This window comes from Fictibacillus sp. UD (assembly GCF_043558025.1).
GTDB lineage: Bacteria > Bacillota > Bacilli > Bacillales > Fictibacillaceae > Fictibacillus.
This window is the reverse complement of record NZ_JARUHH010000002.1, coordinates 459,312-475,345: the sequence shown is the minus strand read 5'-3', so window position 1 is coordinate 475,345 and position 16,034 is coordinate 459,312. Positions and strand designations below refer to the sequence as shown.

The window sequence follows — 16,034 nt, the reverse complement described above, 5'->3', positions numbered from 1 at the left end:
TTTTTCGTTCTCCTTACAATTGAATTGGATATTTATGTTAACATTTTAATATAAAAATGAAGAGGTGAAACGATGGGATTTTTTATTTTAATTATATTAGTTGTATTTTTATTTGACGCAGCGAAATTAAGGAAACAGAATGAAACAATTATTTTGCAAAACGAGAAAATGATATCCCTTTTAGAAGAGATAAAAAATAAGTAGCACTTACTTTTCCTTAAAAAGATTAAAAAATTGATAATGATCTATACCTGTAATCTTTAAAACGAGTTTCTGGTTTTCTGAGGGAATCCCACTCTTTCCATCAAAAGTAACGGAAAACTGGTTAGGGAAACTCTTAAAGGACAATTTGTAAGTTCCAATCTCCACTTTCTTTTTTGATTGCTCGTAAGCTGTACTTAGTGTGAAGGTAAGTTCTTGCGGTAGTTTGTTATCATTTGCTATGTGTGTAAGCATCAATTGGTTTTGGGATTTTTTCATAGAGAATGCCGCTTTCCAAAAATCGTTTTCTCCTGAATAAACAATTGTGTCACTTTTCGATGTTGGTCTAGCTTTTATTGAAGTTTCATTTGAAGTTGGAACCGTCTCTTTGGAGAAGATTGATAAACCAGAAACAAAGCCAACAAATAAAATAACAGCCAAAATGAGTTTCTTTTTCATCCTCACCAACCTCTCATCAGCTTCATAACAGTTTATTCTTTGTTTTACATAGAAATCCTTGTTCATTTACTTTAAACCTTTACAAACTCTTTACCAAACCTTAACACCACTCCTTAGTAAATATTGTCATAATTTCTATACATAGACAAAAGGGGTGGCCAGTTTGAAGAAGGTAGTACATCAGATTAAAAGGTTACAAGTTTTTCAGAACAAAAAGCTTCCTGTTACGTTTAAAGTCAGACTTAACTTACAAACAAAGCTGTTAGTGATGATGCTTTCACTTGTTGTTATAACCATCTCAATCGTTGGAATGTTTAGCTACAATAAGGCATCAGAAACAACACGCACTATTATTGAAAACCGTTTAGAACGAGAAACCGAAACAACGTATGACATTGCGAAAAATCTTAAGTTCAGCTTCATACGAGATGAAGACATGTTCAATAAGCGTTTGGGTGAGAGTATCGATACACAGTACGTCGGTCTTCATCAAGACGATATGACAGCAAGTTTATTTTTATTAAATAATGAAACGGTAACACCATATAAAACGAACGGAAAAGATGGAATTACTTTGTCCTCAGCTAGTAAAAAGCAAATTGGTGAGCTTGAAAATGGTGTGCTACACACAGACATCATGGGCAAGGAATATACTCTGGCGTTTAAAAAAGTTCAAGAGTTGAACGGAATTTATGTGATCGCCGTCGAAACCGAAAGCTATATGCAGCCGATCTATGAGTTACGAAACTTTATCGCTGTTGCAGTAATCGCGAGCATCCTATTAACAGCCGCTGTAATCATCTTCTTGATCAGAAGTATCACGTCCCCGTTATTAGCACTAAGTACAGTGATGAAACGTGTGCAGAAGGGTGATTTTCAACATAATGTGCACTATCAATCCAGACATATCGAGATTCAAAGATTAATTGAGAGCTTCAACCAGATGATGACGTTTATCAGAAACGTGCATGCTCAGATTCAGCATATTTCTAGTGAACTGACAGCTCAAGGAGTTGAGCTCGAACATACATACAGTGAGGCGAATCACTATAATGAACAATTGGTAAAAAGGATTGAAAACGTGATGGTTGGCGCAAAAGAAACAGCCATCAGCTCTGAGCATAGCGTACATCTTTTTACAGATATGCAAGTAAAAGTGAATGAGCTGAACCATACGGTAATGTCAGTTATGGCGGAGTTTTCTTCTATGAATCAAAATGCTGTCTCCGGTCAAGAAAAAGTGGAGAAGCTAGTTGAAGAGATTCATAGCAATCATGATCGTTTTGCACATTTAAACCAAATCATTGATGAGATGGGGAATTATTCGAACCATTCTCAAAACGTGATCTCTACCATCAAAGATATATCTGAACAGACCAAACTGCTTGCATTAAACGCTCGGATTGAAGCGGCTAGAGCAGGTGAGGCGGGAAGAGGTTTTGCGGTAGTTGCAGATGAAGTTGGAAAGTTAGCCGATCAATCGAGTAGAGCAGCTTCTGATATTATTGCAACTGTTAATCAAATGAATGAAACAGCTTTACAAGCAATCGAGGAATCACACATTCTTGGTGAGACGAACCAATTTCATCTACAACAAGTTAAGAATACTACTGGGTTTATTCAATACTTGATGAAGTCTGTAGTAGAGAACAATGAGCGAATGAGTGATATGAGTGTCGCTCTAAAAGAACTAAAAGTGGCTCTGCCTGAAATAGAAACAGCTGCCGTTCAGTTCTCTAGCATTTCTCAAGAAACACTGGCGAGTTCAGAAGAGATGTCTGTTACATCTATCAAACAAAATGAGAAAATCAAACAAGCTTATCTTGTTGGGGCAACACTATCCAGATTGTCTCACCAGTTAACGAAGGAAAGTCAGTTTAAAAGTATGGAACGGGTGAAGGAAACCGCATAAGAGAATAATTTCGGAAAGTGACGGGGGATCCGCCACTTTTCTTTGAATTTCAGGAATTAAACGGTGTCGCGTGCTCACCATAAAGTAAAATCTCTCTAATTTCCATCACATCTGAAACAATAGCAAAGGGTTTATGTTCTGTTAACGGTTTACTTCCACGTGCATTGATCCAGATCGCATCCATGCCGAAATCAATAGGTCCAGCAATGTCATGCGTCCAGGAATCTCCAATAAAAAGAGTTTGTTCTGGACGATGGTCAAATTGCTCCAAAGGTGCATAATAAAGTTCTCGATCAGGCTTTCTTAATCCTAGTTCTTCCCCATGGAAAATGGATTCAGGCGAAAACACCTCTGAAAGCCCCATTTGCTGTACTTTTTGGCGCGGATCATAAAGTGCATTTGTTACAATAGCAAGTTCATAGTGCGCTTTTAATTCATGAAGCATTGTAATGAGAGTTGGAGATTGTTCAATACACAATAACCCTGTTTTTACAAAGAGTGTATCTAGTTCATCAATTTGTTTATCATCTATTGTTAGTCCAAAATGTGAAAAGGCATGACGCCACCTGGCTCTTCGGAAATTTAATGGTGTGATCAAACGCTTTTTCAACAGAGCAATTAAGTGACTGGAAACTTGAAGTTTTTGTGCTAGAAAAAGAGAAGCATCTAAGTCTTTAGTGATTGGATGTATGCCAAGTGTTTGAATGAGTCCAATCTTAAACCAATCTGAATTTAAAAGTGTATCGTCTAAATCAAATAAAAGAAGCTTGTATTTTTTCACAGCTACCACCTCATTAATTCTTTAATATGATTGTGTATGATGAATCATGGCATGTCTATGGCTGTATGATGATTATTAAATGCTATAATGATATTAATAATTTTTCCGATTATGTAAATGTACATATCCATACAACTACAGTTTGTAGGAGGTTATCATGTTTAATAGTGAAGCAGAACTAATTATTCCCGCAAAAGCTATTTTAGGAGAAGGGCCATGCTGGGACTCGGATCATGGAGTCCTATATTGGGTTAATATTCTAGATAAAAAAGTAAATGTTTACGATCCGCGCATTCATAAAAATAGAGAGATTCGGCTGGATCAGATGGTTGGAACAGTTGCGCCAAGACAGTACGGTGGATTAGTCGTAGCTCTACAAAAGGGATTTTATTTCTTAGATCTTGAGACTGAAGAACTCACCCCCATTGTTGATCCAGAAAGTCATCTACCTGAAAATCGTTTTAACGACGGAAAGTGTGATCCGTTCGGACGCTTTTGGGCAGGAACGATGAGTTTAAGTGAAGAAAAAGAAGCGGGCTCCTTATATTGTCTAAGTACAGAGTTAGAGGTTGAAAAAAAACAGGACAACCTTACTATTTCAAATGGTTTGGCGTGGTCTCCTGATCAAACGTTTATGTATCTCATTGACACTCCAACAAAGAAAGTTACAAGATTTGATTATGACTTACAAACGGGTCACATTGAGAATCCGACTGAAGTGATCGCTTTTCCAGAAGGTGTCGGTGCTCCTGATGGCATGACGATTGATGAAGACGGTATGCTATGGATTGCTCATTGGGGCGGCGCGCAAATTTCTCGCTGGAATCCAGCTACAGCCGAACAACTTTTATCCATACCTATTCCATCTTTAAACGTTACCTCGTGTACGTTTGGAGGAGAAAATTTGGATGAACTGTATGTGACAACTGCAAGAAAGAACACAAGTGCAGAAAACCTAGATCGTTTTCCAGAAGCAGGCGGGGTATTCAAAATAAAGCCAGGCGTGAAGGGAATGCCAGCGTATAGGTTTCGTGGTTAATACAATGAGGACAGCGTTTCAATGATGCTGTTCTTTTTATTAGGCAAATAAATATTCTGAAAATTATATTTACTTTTATATCCATCTGTTTTACAATGATGGAGGTAAGGAAAAAATTACAAGTGAAGGAGGCGTTGGACATGATTAAATTTTTTGAAACTGCGAATACAATTTCATATTGTCCAATACACAACCTTCTTTATGGGATCTCAATCTAACTATTTGATATGTGAACCAGAGCCTCAGGATGTGTATGCATTCTGGGGCCTTTTTGTGCTATTTAGCCAAATCACGAAAAGTCACCCAAGAACTTTGGGTGGCTTTTTTACATTTAAAAAGGAGTGTTTGAACATGATTCAATTTAAAAAATCACGCAAAAAAAGGTGGAGTAACTAACGAGAAGAATTCTTAAAATCGACTGGAGGCAAGAAAAATGGAAGTATTGAACACGCAAACGACCGATCAAATTACGATTGTAGAATACGATTCGAGCTATGCGGCTAGAGTGGCTGAAATGTGGAATAAAAGCCAAGACGGATGGGGCGGCGGCAACACAATCATGACAGCTGAGCAAGTTCTGAAACAGGAAGCCAACTCAACGAACCTTCATTTATATTTGGCCGTCGATGGTGACAAAGTAGTGGGCTATTGCAGTCTGGGTGAATACCGGGAAGATGAAGGAGCACTCTACATTCCATTATTGAACGTTAGAGGCGACTATCATGGTAAGAAGATAGGCAAGAAGCTCGTACTAAAGACACTTCAAAAGGCGATTGAAATGAAGTGGCCGCGTTTGGATCTTTACACATGGCCAGGAAATACGAAGGCTGTTCCGCTTTATAAAAAATGCGGATTCTTCTGGGAAGACCGAGATGATACGACTCACTTAATGAATTTTATGCCATCTGTTTTACAGACTGAAGTTGTTCAAGATTATTTTGCTGCTGACGGACGATGGTACGAAAACAGCACTAGAAAGATCGAGACCGTTCCAGACGGCAACAAAGAAAACGACTTTCATTTTTATGAGTATTCGTGGAAACATGATACCCTTGGAAATTTGAAAATGGAGTTTGAGCGCTTTGGAAGAGGTCTTCGTTCCATCGAAACTGACGATTATAAAATCACAGCTACGGTAGAGAATTTTAATCTGGTTTTTGGATCTCAATATAAAATTCAATACCACATCGTAAATAAATCGGGTAAGCCGTTAGCTGTTGAGATTGATGGGATGAACGACAAGAATATTCAATTTGAATCTTCAACAAAAGTCAGTGTCCAAAAAGAGGAAAGCATTGAGATTCCTTTTATGGTGAATCCGATTTCTGAAGATCAAAGTGTGTGGAGGACGCATCCGGCTGTGACTTCTCAGCTTACAATCAACGGTAAAAAAGCACAATTTAAGGTAGGAATTCGACCTAAGTATCCGGTTAAATTGGATTCTGCGTTACCTGATACCCTTAGTTTTATCGGGAAATCTTCTACGCTATATTTGAATTTAGAAAACAACTTTAATGAAGAAGTGACGTTTAGCTTTGAACTGCCACCATCAGAGTTGGTCCAAATCGACAATCGCGGTATAAGTGTTACGTTAGCACCAAAAGCGAAACAGTCTGTACCTGTACCATTCACCTTATTGAAACACGGATTTTATTCGGCAGATCTACCGATAACAGCAACAAAGAAGGATGGTAGTGCTGTTCATTTTACGAAAAAGATAGGCATTGCACTAAAAGGGATCGGAGCAAAACTAACAGGTGAGTGTGACGCTTATTATCACGTGTACAACGGACAATATCAATTAATACTTGATAAATTCAACAATTGGATTATGCCAGGAAAAGGCGATGTGGATTATAAGATGGCTTTTATGGTGCCGAAATTGGGTAAGCCGTTTTCAGAAGAAATCTCTCGCCTTCTTCCGGAGAAAGTTGAAAGCTTTTTAGATGACGGATTTGCAGGATTTAGAGCAACCTTTCAGTCACAGGCGTTTCCAGGTCTCCAGCTAGCAACTATCGTTAAGCTATATAGCGAAGGTCTAGTTGAACAGCATTATGAGATCACCAATACGAGTGAAGCGGAATCTACGGATGAAGTTTGGTTAAATTCTCCGATCATGTGCCGTATGCTTGATCGAGCAGTTCTGCCGTATGAAGGAAAGTATATTGAGCTAAACGACTCAATGGGTTCCTTTTTAACTTATTGGAACAGCAATAAGTTATCTGAGAACTGGATCTTCTTACGAGGGCAGAAAAACCCAAGAGGAATTTCATGGCCAATTGAAGAAAAGGTACAATTCTCAAACTGGTTTATGTACTTTGAACATAATTTTGGAAAGCTTGCTCCTCATCAAAAGGTCGAGACAAAACCTGTTACGTTAACGATCGGTGCCTTTCAAGAGTGGCAGTCGTTCAGAGAATATGCGACGCAAAAGAATGATAAGCCATCACTGAGCTTAACAAATCATATGACGCTTTCTGTTAATAATGGAAATCCTTTTGTAAGTGGCAATCAGATCAAGGCTGTAGCGCAAGATTACAAGTCTTCCTTTTTTAACGGATTTATTGAAATGAAACTGAATGACGAGATTCTTCAAAGTCACCTGTTTGCGTCAGATGAAGAAATGACGAGTGCCGAGTTTGACATACAAGTGCCAAACGATAAAGGCGTTCATGTTTTAACGTCAAAAATGAATTTGGATTCTATCGATATTACGAGACAATCAGCGGCTTTCGTCATGAAGGATATGCCGGTTCAGTTTGAAAAGACGGTGAAAAATGACCTTGAAGTGCTAAGTGTGAATAATGGTGAAATTGCCATTTCTGCTTCAGCACAGTTCGCGCCATCACTATTCTCTCTTCAGTACAAAAATCACGAATGGATGGATTCGCCGTTTCCAAAGCCTGCACCAAAATCTTGGTGGAACCCCTGGTTTGGCGGAATTGCGGGTCTTGTTGAAGGCACGAGTCTTAATTCTTTATTAAAAGAGAAGAGCACAGTTGATTTTGTAGAGAAAGAGGACAACAAAGGAAACGTGTGGAAGGGTTTAAAAGTATCCACTCTATATGAAAAGCATGAGACGTTCAAAGGGCTCGAAATCCATAAATATTTCTTATTGCTGCCAGGCGTTCCGGTATTGTGTCATACGACGGAAATTGTTCAAAAGATGGAAAGCTATCTACAAGGTAAAAACTTTTACACAGGCTGTTTCTTAAAACCTGGACCAGAGCTTACGAAGAGCTGGGGAAGTTTTCAAAGTGAAAGCGGTGAGTGGGCGATGGTTTATGGCGGGAAAGGCGAGCAGGAGATGTCAATTGACCGCAGTGTTGTTTTTGGTTCGGACGATCATGAAAACCTGATGCAGATTGTGGCAAATCAAAACGCGACGTTTCTAGATTCATATATCAACTTGGAAGTAATTGAGCTTGGATATGCGGAAAAGCTTAACCTTGAACACGGCGCAACCCATGTTACGTCGCCAGCGTTCTATGTTTTTAATGATAAAGTCATTCCAGATACAGCATTAGAAGATTTAAAGAAGATCACATTCTGCTAGAAAGGAAGAGTCCATGAAAATCATTGATGCGCACATGCATTTTTCAAATATTGAGAGCTTTAAACATACAGCAACCAATCTGTCCAAACTGGACTATTCTTATGACGGAATCGTAAAAGAGTATGAGGAAGCGGGCGTTGTACTAGGCATTGCGATGGGATTAACGGAAAAAGAGGTAGAGGGTTTCCCAGACCCTCTAGCCCCAACGCCAATGGGAATCGATCTAGGTTCACAGATTCCTGAAAACGTCGTGTATTGTGCAGGTATCAATCCGTACCATCTCGGTGAAAAAGAGTTAGCTGAACTTGAAGAAACGGTACAAAAGCCAGAGGTTGTCGGCATCAAAATCTACCTCGGATATTATCCGTATTACGCGTATGATGAAGTGTATCAGCCGGTTTACAAGCTAGCTGCCAAGTATGAATTGCCAGTCGTCTTTCACACAGGAGATACGTATTCTGAGAGAGGGTTGTTGAAGTACTCACATCCGTTGACGCTGGATGAAGTAGCGGTAATGCACCGTGATGTGAATTTTATGATGGCTCATTTCGGTGATCCGTGGACTCTGGACGGAGCAGAAGTTGTTTACAAGAATCGCAATATGTATGCCGATCTTTCAGGCCTTGTCGTTGGAACACGGGAAGATATTGCAAGATACAAAGATTCACCTCGCTTCTTCAACCATTTGCGACACGCGTTAACGTTTACGGATAACTATAAAAAGTTTTTGTTTGGAACGGATTGGCCGCTTGTGCCGGTTCAGCCTTACATTGATTTTGTAAAAGAAATCATACCTGAGGAACATCATGAGGATGTATTTTACAATACGGCTGTTAAGATTTTTCCGAAGATCAGACCTTTTCTAAAATAATAGAGTTATAGTGAGAGGAATGCGGGAACCATCACATAATTTCTTGAAAGGTGTGATTTAGTGGCGAAGTTAATCTATCATATTGCAGTTACAGTGGATCACTTTATCGCGGATATCGATGGAAAAGCGGATGATTCGATCTTTTTGTATAATGGCGATCATGTAACGGACTTTTTGGAAGATGTTAAGGGGTATGATGTTGTTCTTATGGGCTCGAAGACGTATGAATATGGATTTCAATTTGGTCTGAAACCAGGAGAGCCAAGTGCTTTTAAAGACTTAAAGCATTACATCTTTTCTAACTCTATGCAGTTTGAATCCAATGAAAAGGTAGAGCTTATTAGTGGCGATGCTGTGGAATTTGTTAAGAACCTTAAAGAAAAGGAATTGGGTAAACTGTGGCTTTGCGGTGGTGGCATGCTGGCAGGTTCGTTGTTGAATGAAAGATTGATAGACCAGGTAGTTTTGAAAGTGAATCCAGTGATGATTGGTGAAGGGTTGCTATTGTTTGGTGAAGTGAAACCACATATTAAGCTGGAACTTACAGACTTGAAACACTTTGAAAACGGAGTTATTAAACCAACGTATAATGTGAATTATTCTTAAAACAAGGTGAGCTATCTGTGCTCACCTTGTACATTGTAGACTAGAGAAAGCAATGGAGTGAGAAATATCAATGAATGATTTTTATTGTGAAGAAGTGTTGAGTGGAAAGACTACGGTAGAAAAAGTGTTAGAAACGAAAAATGTCTTGGCTTATTATCATACCAGCCCCTTTTACCCGATACATATTGTAACGATACCAAAGAAACACATTACATCTCTTCTTGATCTTAAAGAAGAGGATAACGAACTGATACTCGAAATGATAAAAGTGATTAAAGAAGTAACAGCTATAGTGACGAAAGAACATGGAGCTTGTAAAGTAATTACCAACATAGGAAATTACCAAGACTCTAAACATCTTCATTGGCATATTGTGTCGGGAAAGCCAAAGGTATAGACTTGTAAACATTTTATCCATCATGAAACTTAAAAATGATGGCGATCGACTAATTCATAAAGGGGGATTGGTTGAAAATGAAAAAGTCTATAGCGGTTATTTTATTAGGAATGTTTTTATCCATGATGTTAATAAACACTCAAGCTCATGCAACAAGCTGGGCGGAAGTTGAACCTGAGGAAGTTCATAAAAGAGCTGATGTGATTGTAATGGGACAGTATGATTTTACGAGTAAACCACAAGGAAGAAATATGGTTTTTACGAGTTATGAATTCAATGTCCAAAAGGTGTTTAAAGGAGATGTGACCCAAAAAATAAGGGCAGGCATTGATGGATATGACGTAGGTTGGGCGGATGAGTTTCAAAAAGATGGCGGAGAGTTTTTGCTCTTTCTTGAAAAAAATAAGGAATTTAGCTTCTTAACACCGGTCGGGGGACCTAATGGAATGATCCAGATTTCCGATGGTAAAGTGCAACATCATAATATTACAAGCAGAGCGTATTATGAGGAGTTTCTCAAAAAACAATCAGAAAAGCCTGTTGTGAAAACAAGTAATGAAGCAGTTCAAAATGACGATAACGATTATACGTATTTGTATGTTGGCTTATTAGTTTTCTCTGTCTGTATAGGAATCTTTCTTATTTTGAGATTCAGAAAAACAAATAAAAAATTGTTTTGACAACTACCATAAAACTGCTTATACTAATAAAAATTTAACAATTTATGGCTATGAAGAGAAAAGTAATTAAGACATATTATTTTCAGAGAGCTCTTGGTTGGTGAGAAAGAGCAATAATCATCTTAATGAAAAAAGACTCCGAGCTTTGTACGGATGCAAAATTATCATTGCTGATACTACAACGGGATCTCCCGTTACAGAGATAGGGTATACGCAAGTGATTGTTGTTCATTGCCGTACCTGAAGAGGTTGATATGGCGACATGTTAACAAACTGAGGTGGTACCGCGAATGCTAAATAAGCTCTCGTCCTCAAGATGAATAATCTTGGGGGTGAGGGCTTTTTGTTTTTCTTTTTTATAAAAATGGAGGAGTGATTACATTATGCATTGGGCATATCGAATAGCAGAAGAATTAATTAGAAAAAATCCAGATCGTGAGACTTTTGTTTGTGCGTCTGGCATTAGCCCATCTGGTTCGGTTCATATCGGGAATTTTCGTGAAGTAGTTACGACTTATTTTGTGGTGAGAGCATTGCAAAAGCTGGGAAAGAAAACACGTTTCATTTTTTCATGGGACGATTTTGATCGATTTCGTAAAGTCCCAAAGAACGTGGACGCGTCTTTTGAGAAATATATAGGCATGCCATACTCTGAAATTCCTTGCCCGTTTGGATGCCATAACTCGTACGCTGAGCACTTTGAAAAAGAGTTTGAACAGTCTTTGGATCAGTTCGGTATCGTTCCTGAGTTTATCTATCAAAGCGAGGAGTACCAATCAAGAAGATACAATGTACAAATTGTCCACACTCTTCACAATCGCAAGCAAATATATGATATTCTCACGGCATTTAAAACAGGTGAACCGAGTGTTGAAGAGCGAGAGAGTTTTTATCCGATAAATGTGTATTGTGAAGTTTGCAGAAAAGATACGGTATACGTTAAAGATTTTCAGAATGAAACACTGAATTATACATGTTCATGTGGTCATTCAAATTCTATTGAAGTCTCTGCTGCTGCAAACATCAAACTGAACTGGAAAGTGGATTGGCCGATGAGATGGATGATGGAGAACGTGGTTTTCGAACCAGGTGGGAGGGACCATTCGTCCGCTACTGGAAGCTACAGAGTTTCAAAGGAAATTGTTTCTGAAATCTTTAACCATCAAGCGCCAGAGTATGAACCGTATGATTTTATCAGCATTAAAGGCACCGGTGCTAAAATGTCGAGTTCTTCGGGAAACAACATTACACCAGGGGAGCTGCTGAAAATCTATACACCTGAAGTGATCCTTTTCATGTTTGCAAAATACCAACCGAACGCTCCTTTTCATATCGGCTTGGATGAAGATGTGATCCGAAACTATACGGAATATGAGAGGTATAGTCATGCTGAAGTACGGCTGCTGAAAGAAGAGATAGGAGCTGCTCTGGAGTTGTCATCTATGACTTCTGTAACACGACGAGCGCCAAGGTTTAGTCATGTGGCGAGCATCTTGCCGCTTGTGAATTTTGAAGTATCATTAGTGCGTGACGTATTGAGAAGAACAGGTGAGGAGTATACGTTGCAGGAGGTAGGAGAAGTTTGTGCGGGGGCGGAGTATTGGCTGAGAAACTGGTGTCCTGAGAGAGTGCTTCATGTTAATGAAGAAAAGAATTCAGAATGCTTTGGTTCACTGACTGATAGGGAGAAAGGGTGGCTTAAAGGATTTGTGGATGTTTTGCAAGATGAAGCTGGACTGCCAGATGACGAGCTGATGAGGAAAATATACGATGTTTGTCATGTAGATGATCAAAAAATGAAGAAAAACAACCAAAAAAGGTTGTTCAGCATCATCTATCAGCTTGTTTTGAACAGCAGCAACGGTCCGCGCATACCGTTACTTCTTCATTCGGTAGGGAAAGAGCGGTTGATTAAGCTGTTGCGGTTTTAATACTGTCCACTTTTGGAGATTTACTGTCCAGTTTCCAAAGAATACTGTCCACTTCTGGAGATTTACTGTCCACTTTTACCAAAATACTGTCCATTCGACAATCAAATTATAATAAAAGGTGACGCCCCACCCGGAGCGTCACCTTCTCTCATGATTACTTCTTCAATTCTTGCCCCATGCCTTTCAAAAAGTGAAGACCAAAGCCAATCGCGCGGTTAATATCAGGGTCTTTAAGCGACTTCACAAGATCGAACGCGCCGACTTTCTTATCGCTCTCCACAAAATCTTCCCCTGATTTCACCCCGGCAACGACACTATCAAGCAGCTTCCCTGTCACTTCAGGATCCATCTTAGTCAGTACGCCTGCAGCACCCATCAGGTTGTTGATCATGTTCGTCACGGGTTCCCGGGTTGCTTGGCCGAGTGCGATACTCGCAATCTTGTCTTTTGCTACAAGCATGGAGTTGGCAGCTTCCAATGCGCCGATCTTATCAAGCTCCCCAATAAAATCGAGCGCCTTTGTGAGCGCAGCATCTTTTTCTGCCAACGCTTTTTGCAGTTCGGCAAGCTTTTCCTGCTGGATCTGCTCCTCGGATTTGACGTTCTTTTTTACAACGGTCGTTGGTTGTGCCATATGAAATCCGCCCCCTTACACTTCATCCGTCAGGTGAACATAGCCTGGACGGTTCCATTTTCGCTGAACTTCTACACCGTTCTGCGGATAACGTTTTTTATTTCTCGGATTGTTGCCAGGAAGCTTCACTTCACCTTCACGGCTGATGATCTCCATACGTACTTTCGTCTGCTTATAAGCGGGTGTATGTGTTCGGTGATCGACCGCAGGACCCGTTAAAAAGTTAATGGCAGTCTCGTTGTTTACCGAGTTCATCGGCAGATACAGCTCGTTGTTTTTCACACGATCGGTAACGAGTGCGTTTAGCTTCACAGCACCAAATGGAGAAATCAATCGAACAACCGATCCGTCGATCACACCGCGTTCTTCTGCAAGAGCAGGTGATACTTCAACAAACACATCTGGAACCTTGTGCTGGATCCCTTTTGATTTGTTCGTTAAGTTTCCTTCATGAAAATGTTCGAGCATACGTCCGTTGTTGATATGAAGATCGAACTCTTCCGGAAACTCAGCTGGATGCATCCAGTCAGATAATGCGAAACGCGCCTTTTTATCAGGGAAGTTAAAGCCTTCTGTGTAAAGAAGCGGCGTACTCTTTCCGCTAAAATCACCCCATAGGAAGCTGCCCCAGCCTTCTAGCACGTCATAGTTTGCTTCACCAAAAAGTGGAGCAAGCCCTGCCATCTCTTCAAAAATTTCACTTGGATGGCTGTAGTTCCAATCAGCACCCATTCTGATTGCGATGGCCTGGATGATTTCCCAGTCCGGACGCGATCCGCCTGTTGTTGGCAGTGCTTGATACAAGCGTTGAACGCGGCGTTCTGTATTCGTGAACGTTCCTTCTTTTTCAAGAGAAGGAGCTGCAGGTAATACGACATCTGCGTATTGTGCTGTTTTTGTTAAGAAAATGTCTTGAACGACAAAGAATTCAAGCTGGCTCAGCATTTCATGAACGTGGTTGGAGTTGGAATCCACTAAGGCCATATCTTCACCGACCAAGTACATCGATTTGATCTCGCCAGTACCGATTCCTTCGACCATTTGAATGTTGTCCTTACCAGGTTTGCTTTCAATCGTAACGCCATACGCTTTTTCAAACTTAGCACGAGCAACATCATCGGTTATATGCTGATAACCTGGCAGCCAAGCGGGAAGGGTACCCATGTCACATGCGCCTTGAACGTTGTTGTGGCCACGTAGCGGATAAGCGCCAGCACCAGGACGGCGATAGTTACCTGTTGCTAATAACAAGTTTGAGATTGCAGCAGACGTATCACTTCCACCGGTGTTTTGCGTAACACCCATACCCCAGAGGACACATGTGCCGTCTGCATCACGAATCATTTTCGCAACATCAATGATCGTTTCTTGCGATAGACCTGTAATTTCCTCGGCATATTCTAACGTATATTTCTCGAGTACGTCTTTAAACTCTTCTAAGTAATGAACGTTCTCTTCAATAAATTTCTGATCATGCCAGCCTTGATCGATCATATACTTCGTAACGGCCATAAGCCAAACTTGATCTGTTCCTTGCTTCGGACTCATGAAAATATCAGAGCGTTCAGCAAGTTCGTGTTTGCGAAGATCAGCTACGATTAACTTTTGTCCATGAAGCTTATGCGCACGCTTCACGCGAGTGGCTAGAACGGGATGACCTTCTGTCGGGTTCGCACCAACTACGATCACGAGGCCTGCTTGTGCGATATCTTGAATCGTACCAGCATCACCACCCATACCAACCGTGCGGAACAATCCATCCGTTGCAGGAGACTGGCAATAACGGGAGCAGTTGTCCACGTTGTTCGTTCCAATGATCTGACGGGCAAACTTTTGCATCAAATAGTTTTCTTCGTTTGTAATTTTAGATGAAGAAACAAAACCAAGTGCGTTGCTGCCGTGCTTTTCTTTTATCGATGTCATCTTATCAGCGATTACATTTAACGCTTCGTCCCAAGTGGATTCCACAAACACGCCGTCTTTTCGAATGAGCGGGGTAGTGAGTCGCTCTTCGCTATTTACAAAATCCCAGCCGAACTTTCCTTTTACACAAGTGGAGATTGCGTTTACAGGACCTTCACTTGGTTCCACTTTTAAAATCTTTCTGCCTTTTGTCCATACTTCGAACGAACAGCCAACACCACAGAATGTACAAACGGTCTTTGTCTTTTTCGTACGTGTTTCACGCATGGCCGCTTCCACTTCAGAGATAGCAAAAATACCACTATAGCCAGGTTCGACTTCTTTTACAAGTTCAACCATCGGCTCAAGCAGATCTTCTTTTAATCCCGTCATAAACCCAGCTTCACCAAGCATCGATTTTTCCATCAGGGCGTTACACGGACAAACCGTCACACACTGTCCGCAGCTGACACATGAGGAATCGTCGATACTCGATCCAGCATCCCAGATCACACGAGGGCGTTCTCGTTCCCAGTCGATCGAGAGCGTCTCGTTCACCTGCAAATTTTGACACACCTCCACACACTGACCGCATGTGATACATTGATTTGCATCATATCTATAAAACGGGTGAGACATGTCAATATCAACCGGCTCTTCTTTTGGCGAGTAAGGAACCGCTTGATGCTCGATCTCCATCAGCTCAGCTGTGTTGTGCAGCTTACAATTACCGTTGTTGTTATCGCACACCGTGCAATAGAGAAGATGGTTTTCGAGCAGCCGATCCATCGCCTGATTTTGCGCATCTTTCGCTCGTGTTGATGCTCGTTCAATACTCATGCCATCGAGTGCCATCGTAGAACAAGAACGCATCAGCTTGCCATCCACCTCAACGATACACGTATCACACGTTTCAATCGGATCTACTTGTGGTGTATAGCAGATTTGAGGATGAGGGAGTTCGTTTTTATTGATGATATCAAGAATAGACGTACCAGACGGGGCTTCGTACGTTTTTCCGTCTATTGAAATTGAAATCATTTTATCCATATTGAATCTTCCTTT

Annotated in this window: 12 protein-coding genes and 1 other annotated feature; of the genes, 8 read left to right on the top strand and 4 right to left on the bottom strand. The window is 40.5% G+C overall.

Translation table 11 applies throughout. The features are described 5' to 3' along the window. Positions 1 to 207: 207 nt before the first annotated feature. Positions 208 to 660, bottom strand: a complete 453-nt coding sequence (locus P8610_RS06115) for a hypothetical protein (protein WP_394603554.1) — start codon at positions 658 to 660, stop codon at positions 208 to 210. Between the two features lie 163 nt (positions 661 to 823). Here P8610_RS06115 and P8610_RS06110 point away from each other — a divergent pair, with 163 nt between their 5' ends. Beyond that, positions 824 to 2,572, top strand: coding sequence for a methyl-accepting chemotaxis protein (locus P8610_RS06110; RefSeq protein ID WP_394603553.1), 1,749 nt, complete (start codon positions 824 to 826; stop codon positions 2,570 to 2,572). 49 nt (positions 2,573 to 2,621) lie between these two features. Here P8610_RS06110 and P8610_RS06105 read toward each other — a convergent pair whose 3' ends face one another. Then, complete coding sequence (locus P8610_RS06105) at positions 2,622 to 3,353, bottom strand: HAD family hydrolase (RefSeq protein WP_394603552.1); 732 nt, start codon at positions 3,351 to 3,353, stop codon at positions 2,622 to 2,624. A gap of 157 nt (positions 3,354 to 3,510) precedes the next feature. Between P8610_RS06105 and P8610_RS06100 the strand changes: the two genes are divergently transcribed. The 7 genes from P8610_RS06100 to lysS all read left to right on the top strand — a co-directional run bounded on the left by P8610_RS06100 (position 3,511) and on the right by lysS (position 12,433). Further along, the gene (locus tag P8610_RS06100; protein ID WP_394603551.1) at positions 3,511 to 4,392 is read left to right on the top strand and encodes an SMP-30/gluconolactonase/LRE family protein; all 882 of its coding nucleotides are present in this window, start codon (positions 3,511 to 3,513) and stop codon (positions 4,390 to 4,392) included. 433 nt (positions 4,393 to 4,825) lie between these two features. Beyond that, the gene (locus tag P8610_RS06095) at positions 4,826 to 7,948 is read left to right on the top strand and encodes a GNAT family N-acetyltransferase (protein ID WP_394603550.1); all 3,123 of its coding nucleotides are present in this window, start codon (positions 4,826 to 4,828) and stop codon (positions 7,946 to 7,948) included. Positions 7,949 to 7,961: 13 nt separating this feature from the next. Beyond that, positions 7,962 to 8,819: an amidohydrolase family protein gene (locus P8610_RS06090; protein ID WP_394603548.1), complete on the top strand. Its 858-nt coding sequence runs from the start codon at positions 7,962 to 7,964 to the stop codon at positions 8,817 to 8,819. A gap of 60 nt (positions 8,820 to 8,879) precedes the next feature. Further along, the gene (locus P8610_RS06085; RefSeq protein ID WP_394603547.1) at positions 8,880 to 9,425 is read left to right on the top strand and encodes a dihydrofolate reductase family protein; all 546 of its coding nucleotides are present in this window, start codon (positions 8,880 to 8,882) and stop codon (positions 9,423 to 9,425) included. Positions 9,426 to 9,495: 70 nt separating this feature from the next. Then, positions 9,496 to 9,822, top strand: coding sequence for an HIT domain-containing protein (locus tag P8610_RS06080; RefSeq protein WP_289496534.1), 327 nt, complete (start codon positions 9,496 to 9,498; stop codon positions 9,820 to 9,822). Between the two features lie 71 nt (positions 9,823 to 9,893). Further along, positions 9,894 to 10,502, top strand: coding sequence for a hypothetical protein (locus tag P8610_RS06075; RefSeq protein ID WP_394603546.1), 609 nt, complete (start codon positions 9,894 to 9,896; stop codon positions 10,500 to 10,502). 41 nt (positions 10,503 to 10,543) lie between these two features. Then, positions 10,544 to 10,818 (top strand) — a binding site (T-box leader). A gap of 67 nt (positions 10,819 to 10,885) precedes the next feature. Further along, positions 10,886 to 12,433, top strand: a complete 1,548-nt coding sequence (gene lysS, locus P8610_RS06070; RefSeq protein ID WP_394603545.1) for a lysine--tRNA ligase — start codon at positions 10,886 to 10,888, stop codon at positions 12,431 to 12,433. Between the two features lie 154 nt (positions 12,434 to 12,587). Here lysS and P8610_RS06065 read toward each other — a convergent pair whose 3' ends face one another. Together P8610_RS06065 and fdhF are read right to left on the bottom strand one after the other, a co-directional pair. Continuing rightward, the gene (locus tag P8610_RS06065; protein WP_394603544.1) at positions 12,588 to 13,067 is read right to left on the bottom strand and encodes a DUF1641 domain-containing protein; all 480 of its coding nucleotides are present in this window, start codon (positions 13,065 to 13,067) and stop codon (positions 12,588 to 12,590) included. Positions 13,068 to 13,082: 15 nt separating this feature from the next. Continuing rightward, on the bottom strand, positions 13,083 to 16,010 hold the full coding sequence (gene fdhF, locus P8610_RS06060) for a formate dehydrogenase subunit alpha (RefSeq protein ID WP_394603611.1): 2,928 nt from the start codon (positions 16,008 to 16,010) through the stop codon (positions 13,083 to 13,085). Positions 16,011 to 16,034 lie beyond the last annotated feature (24 nt).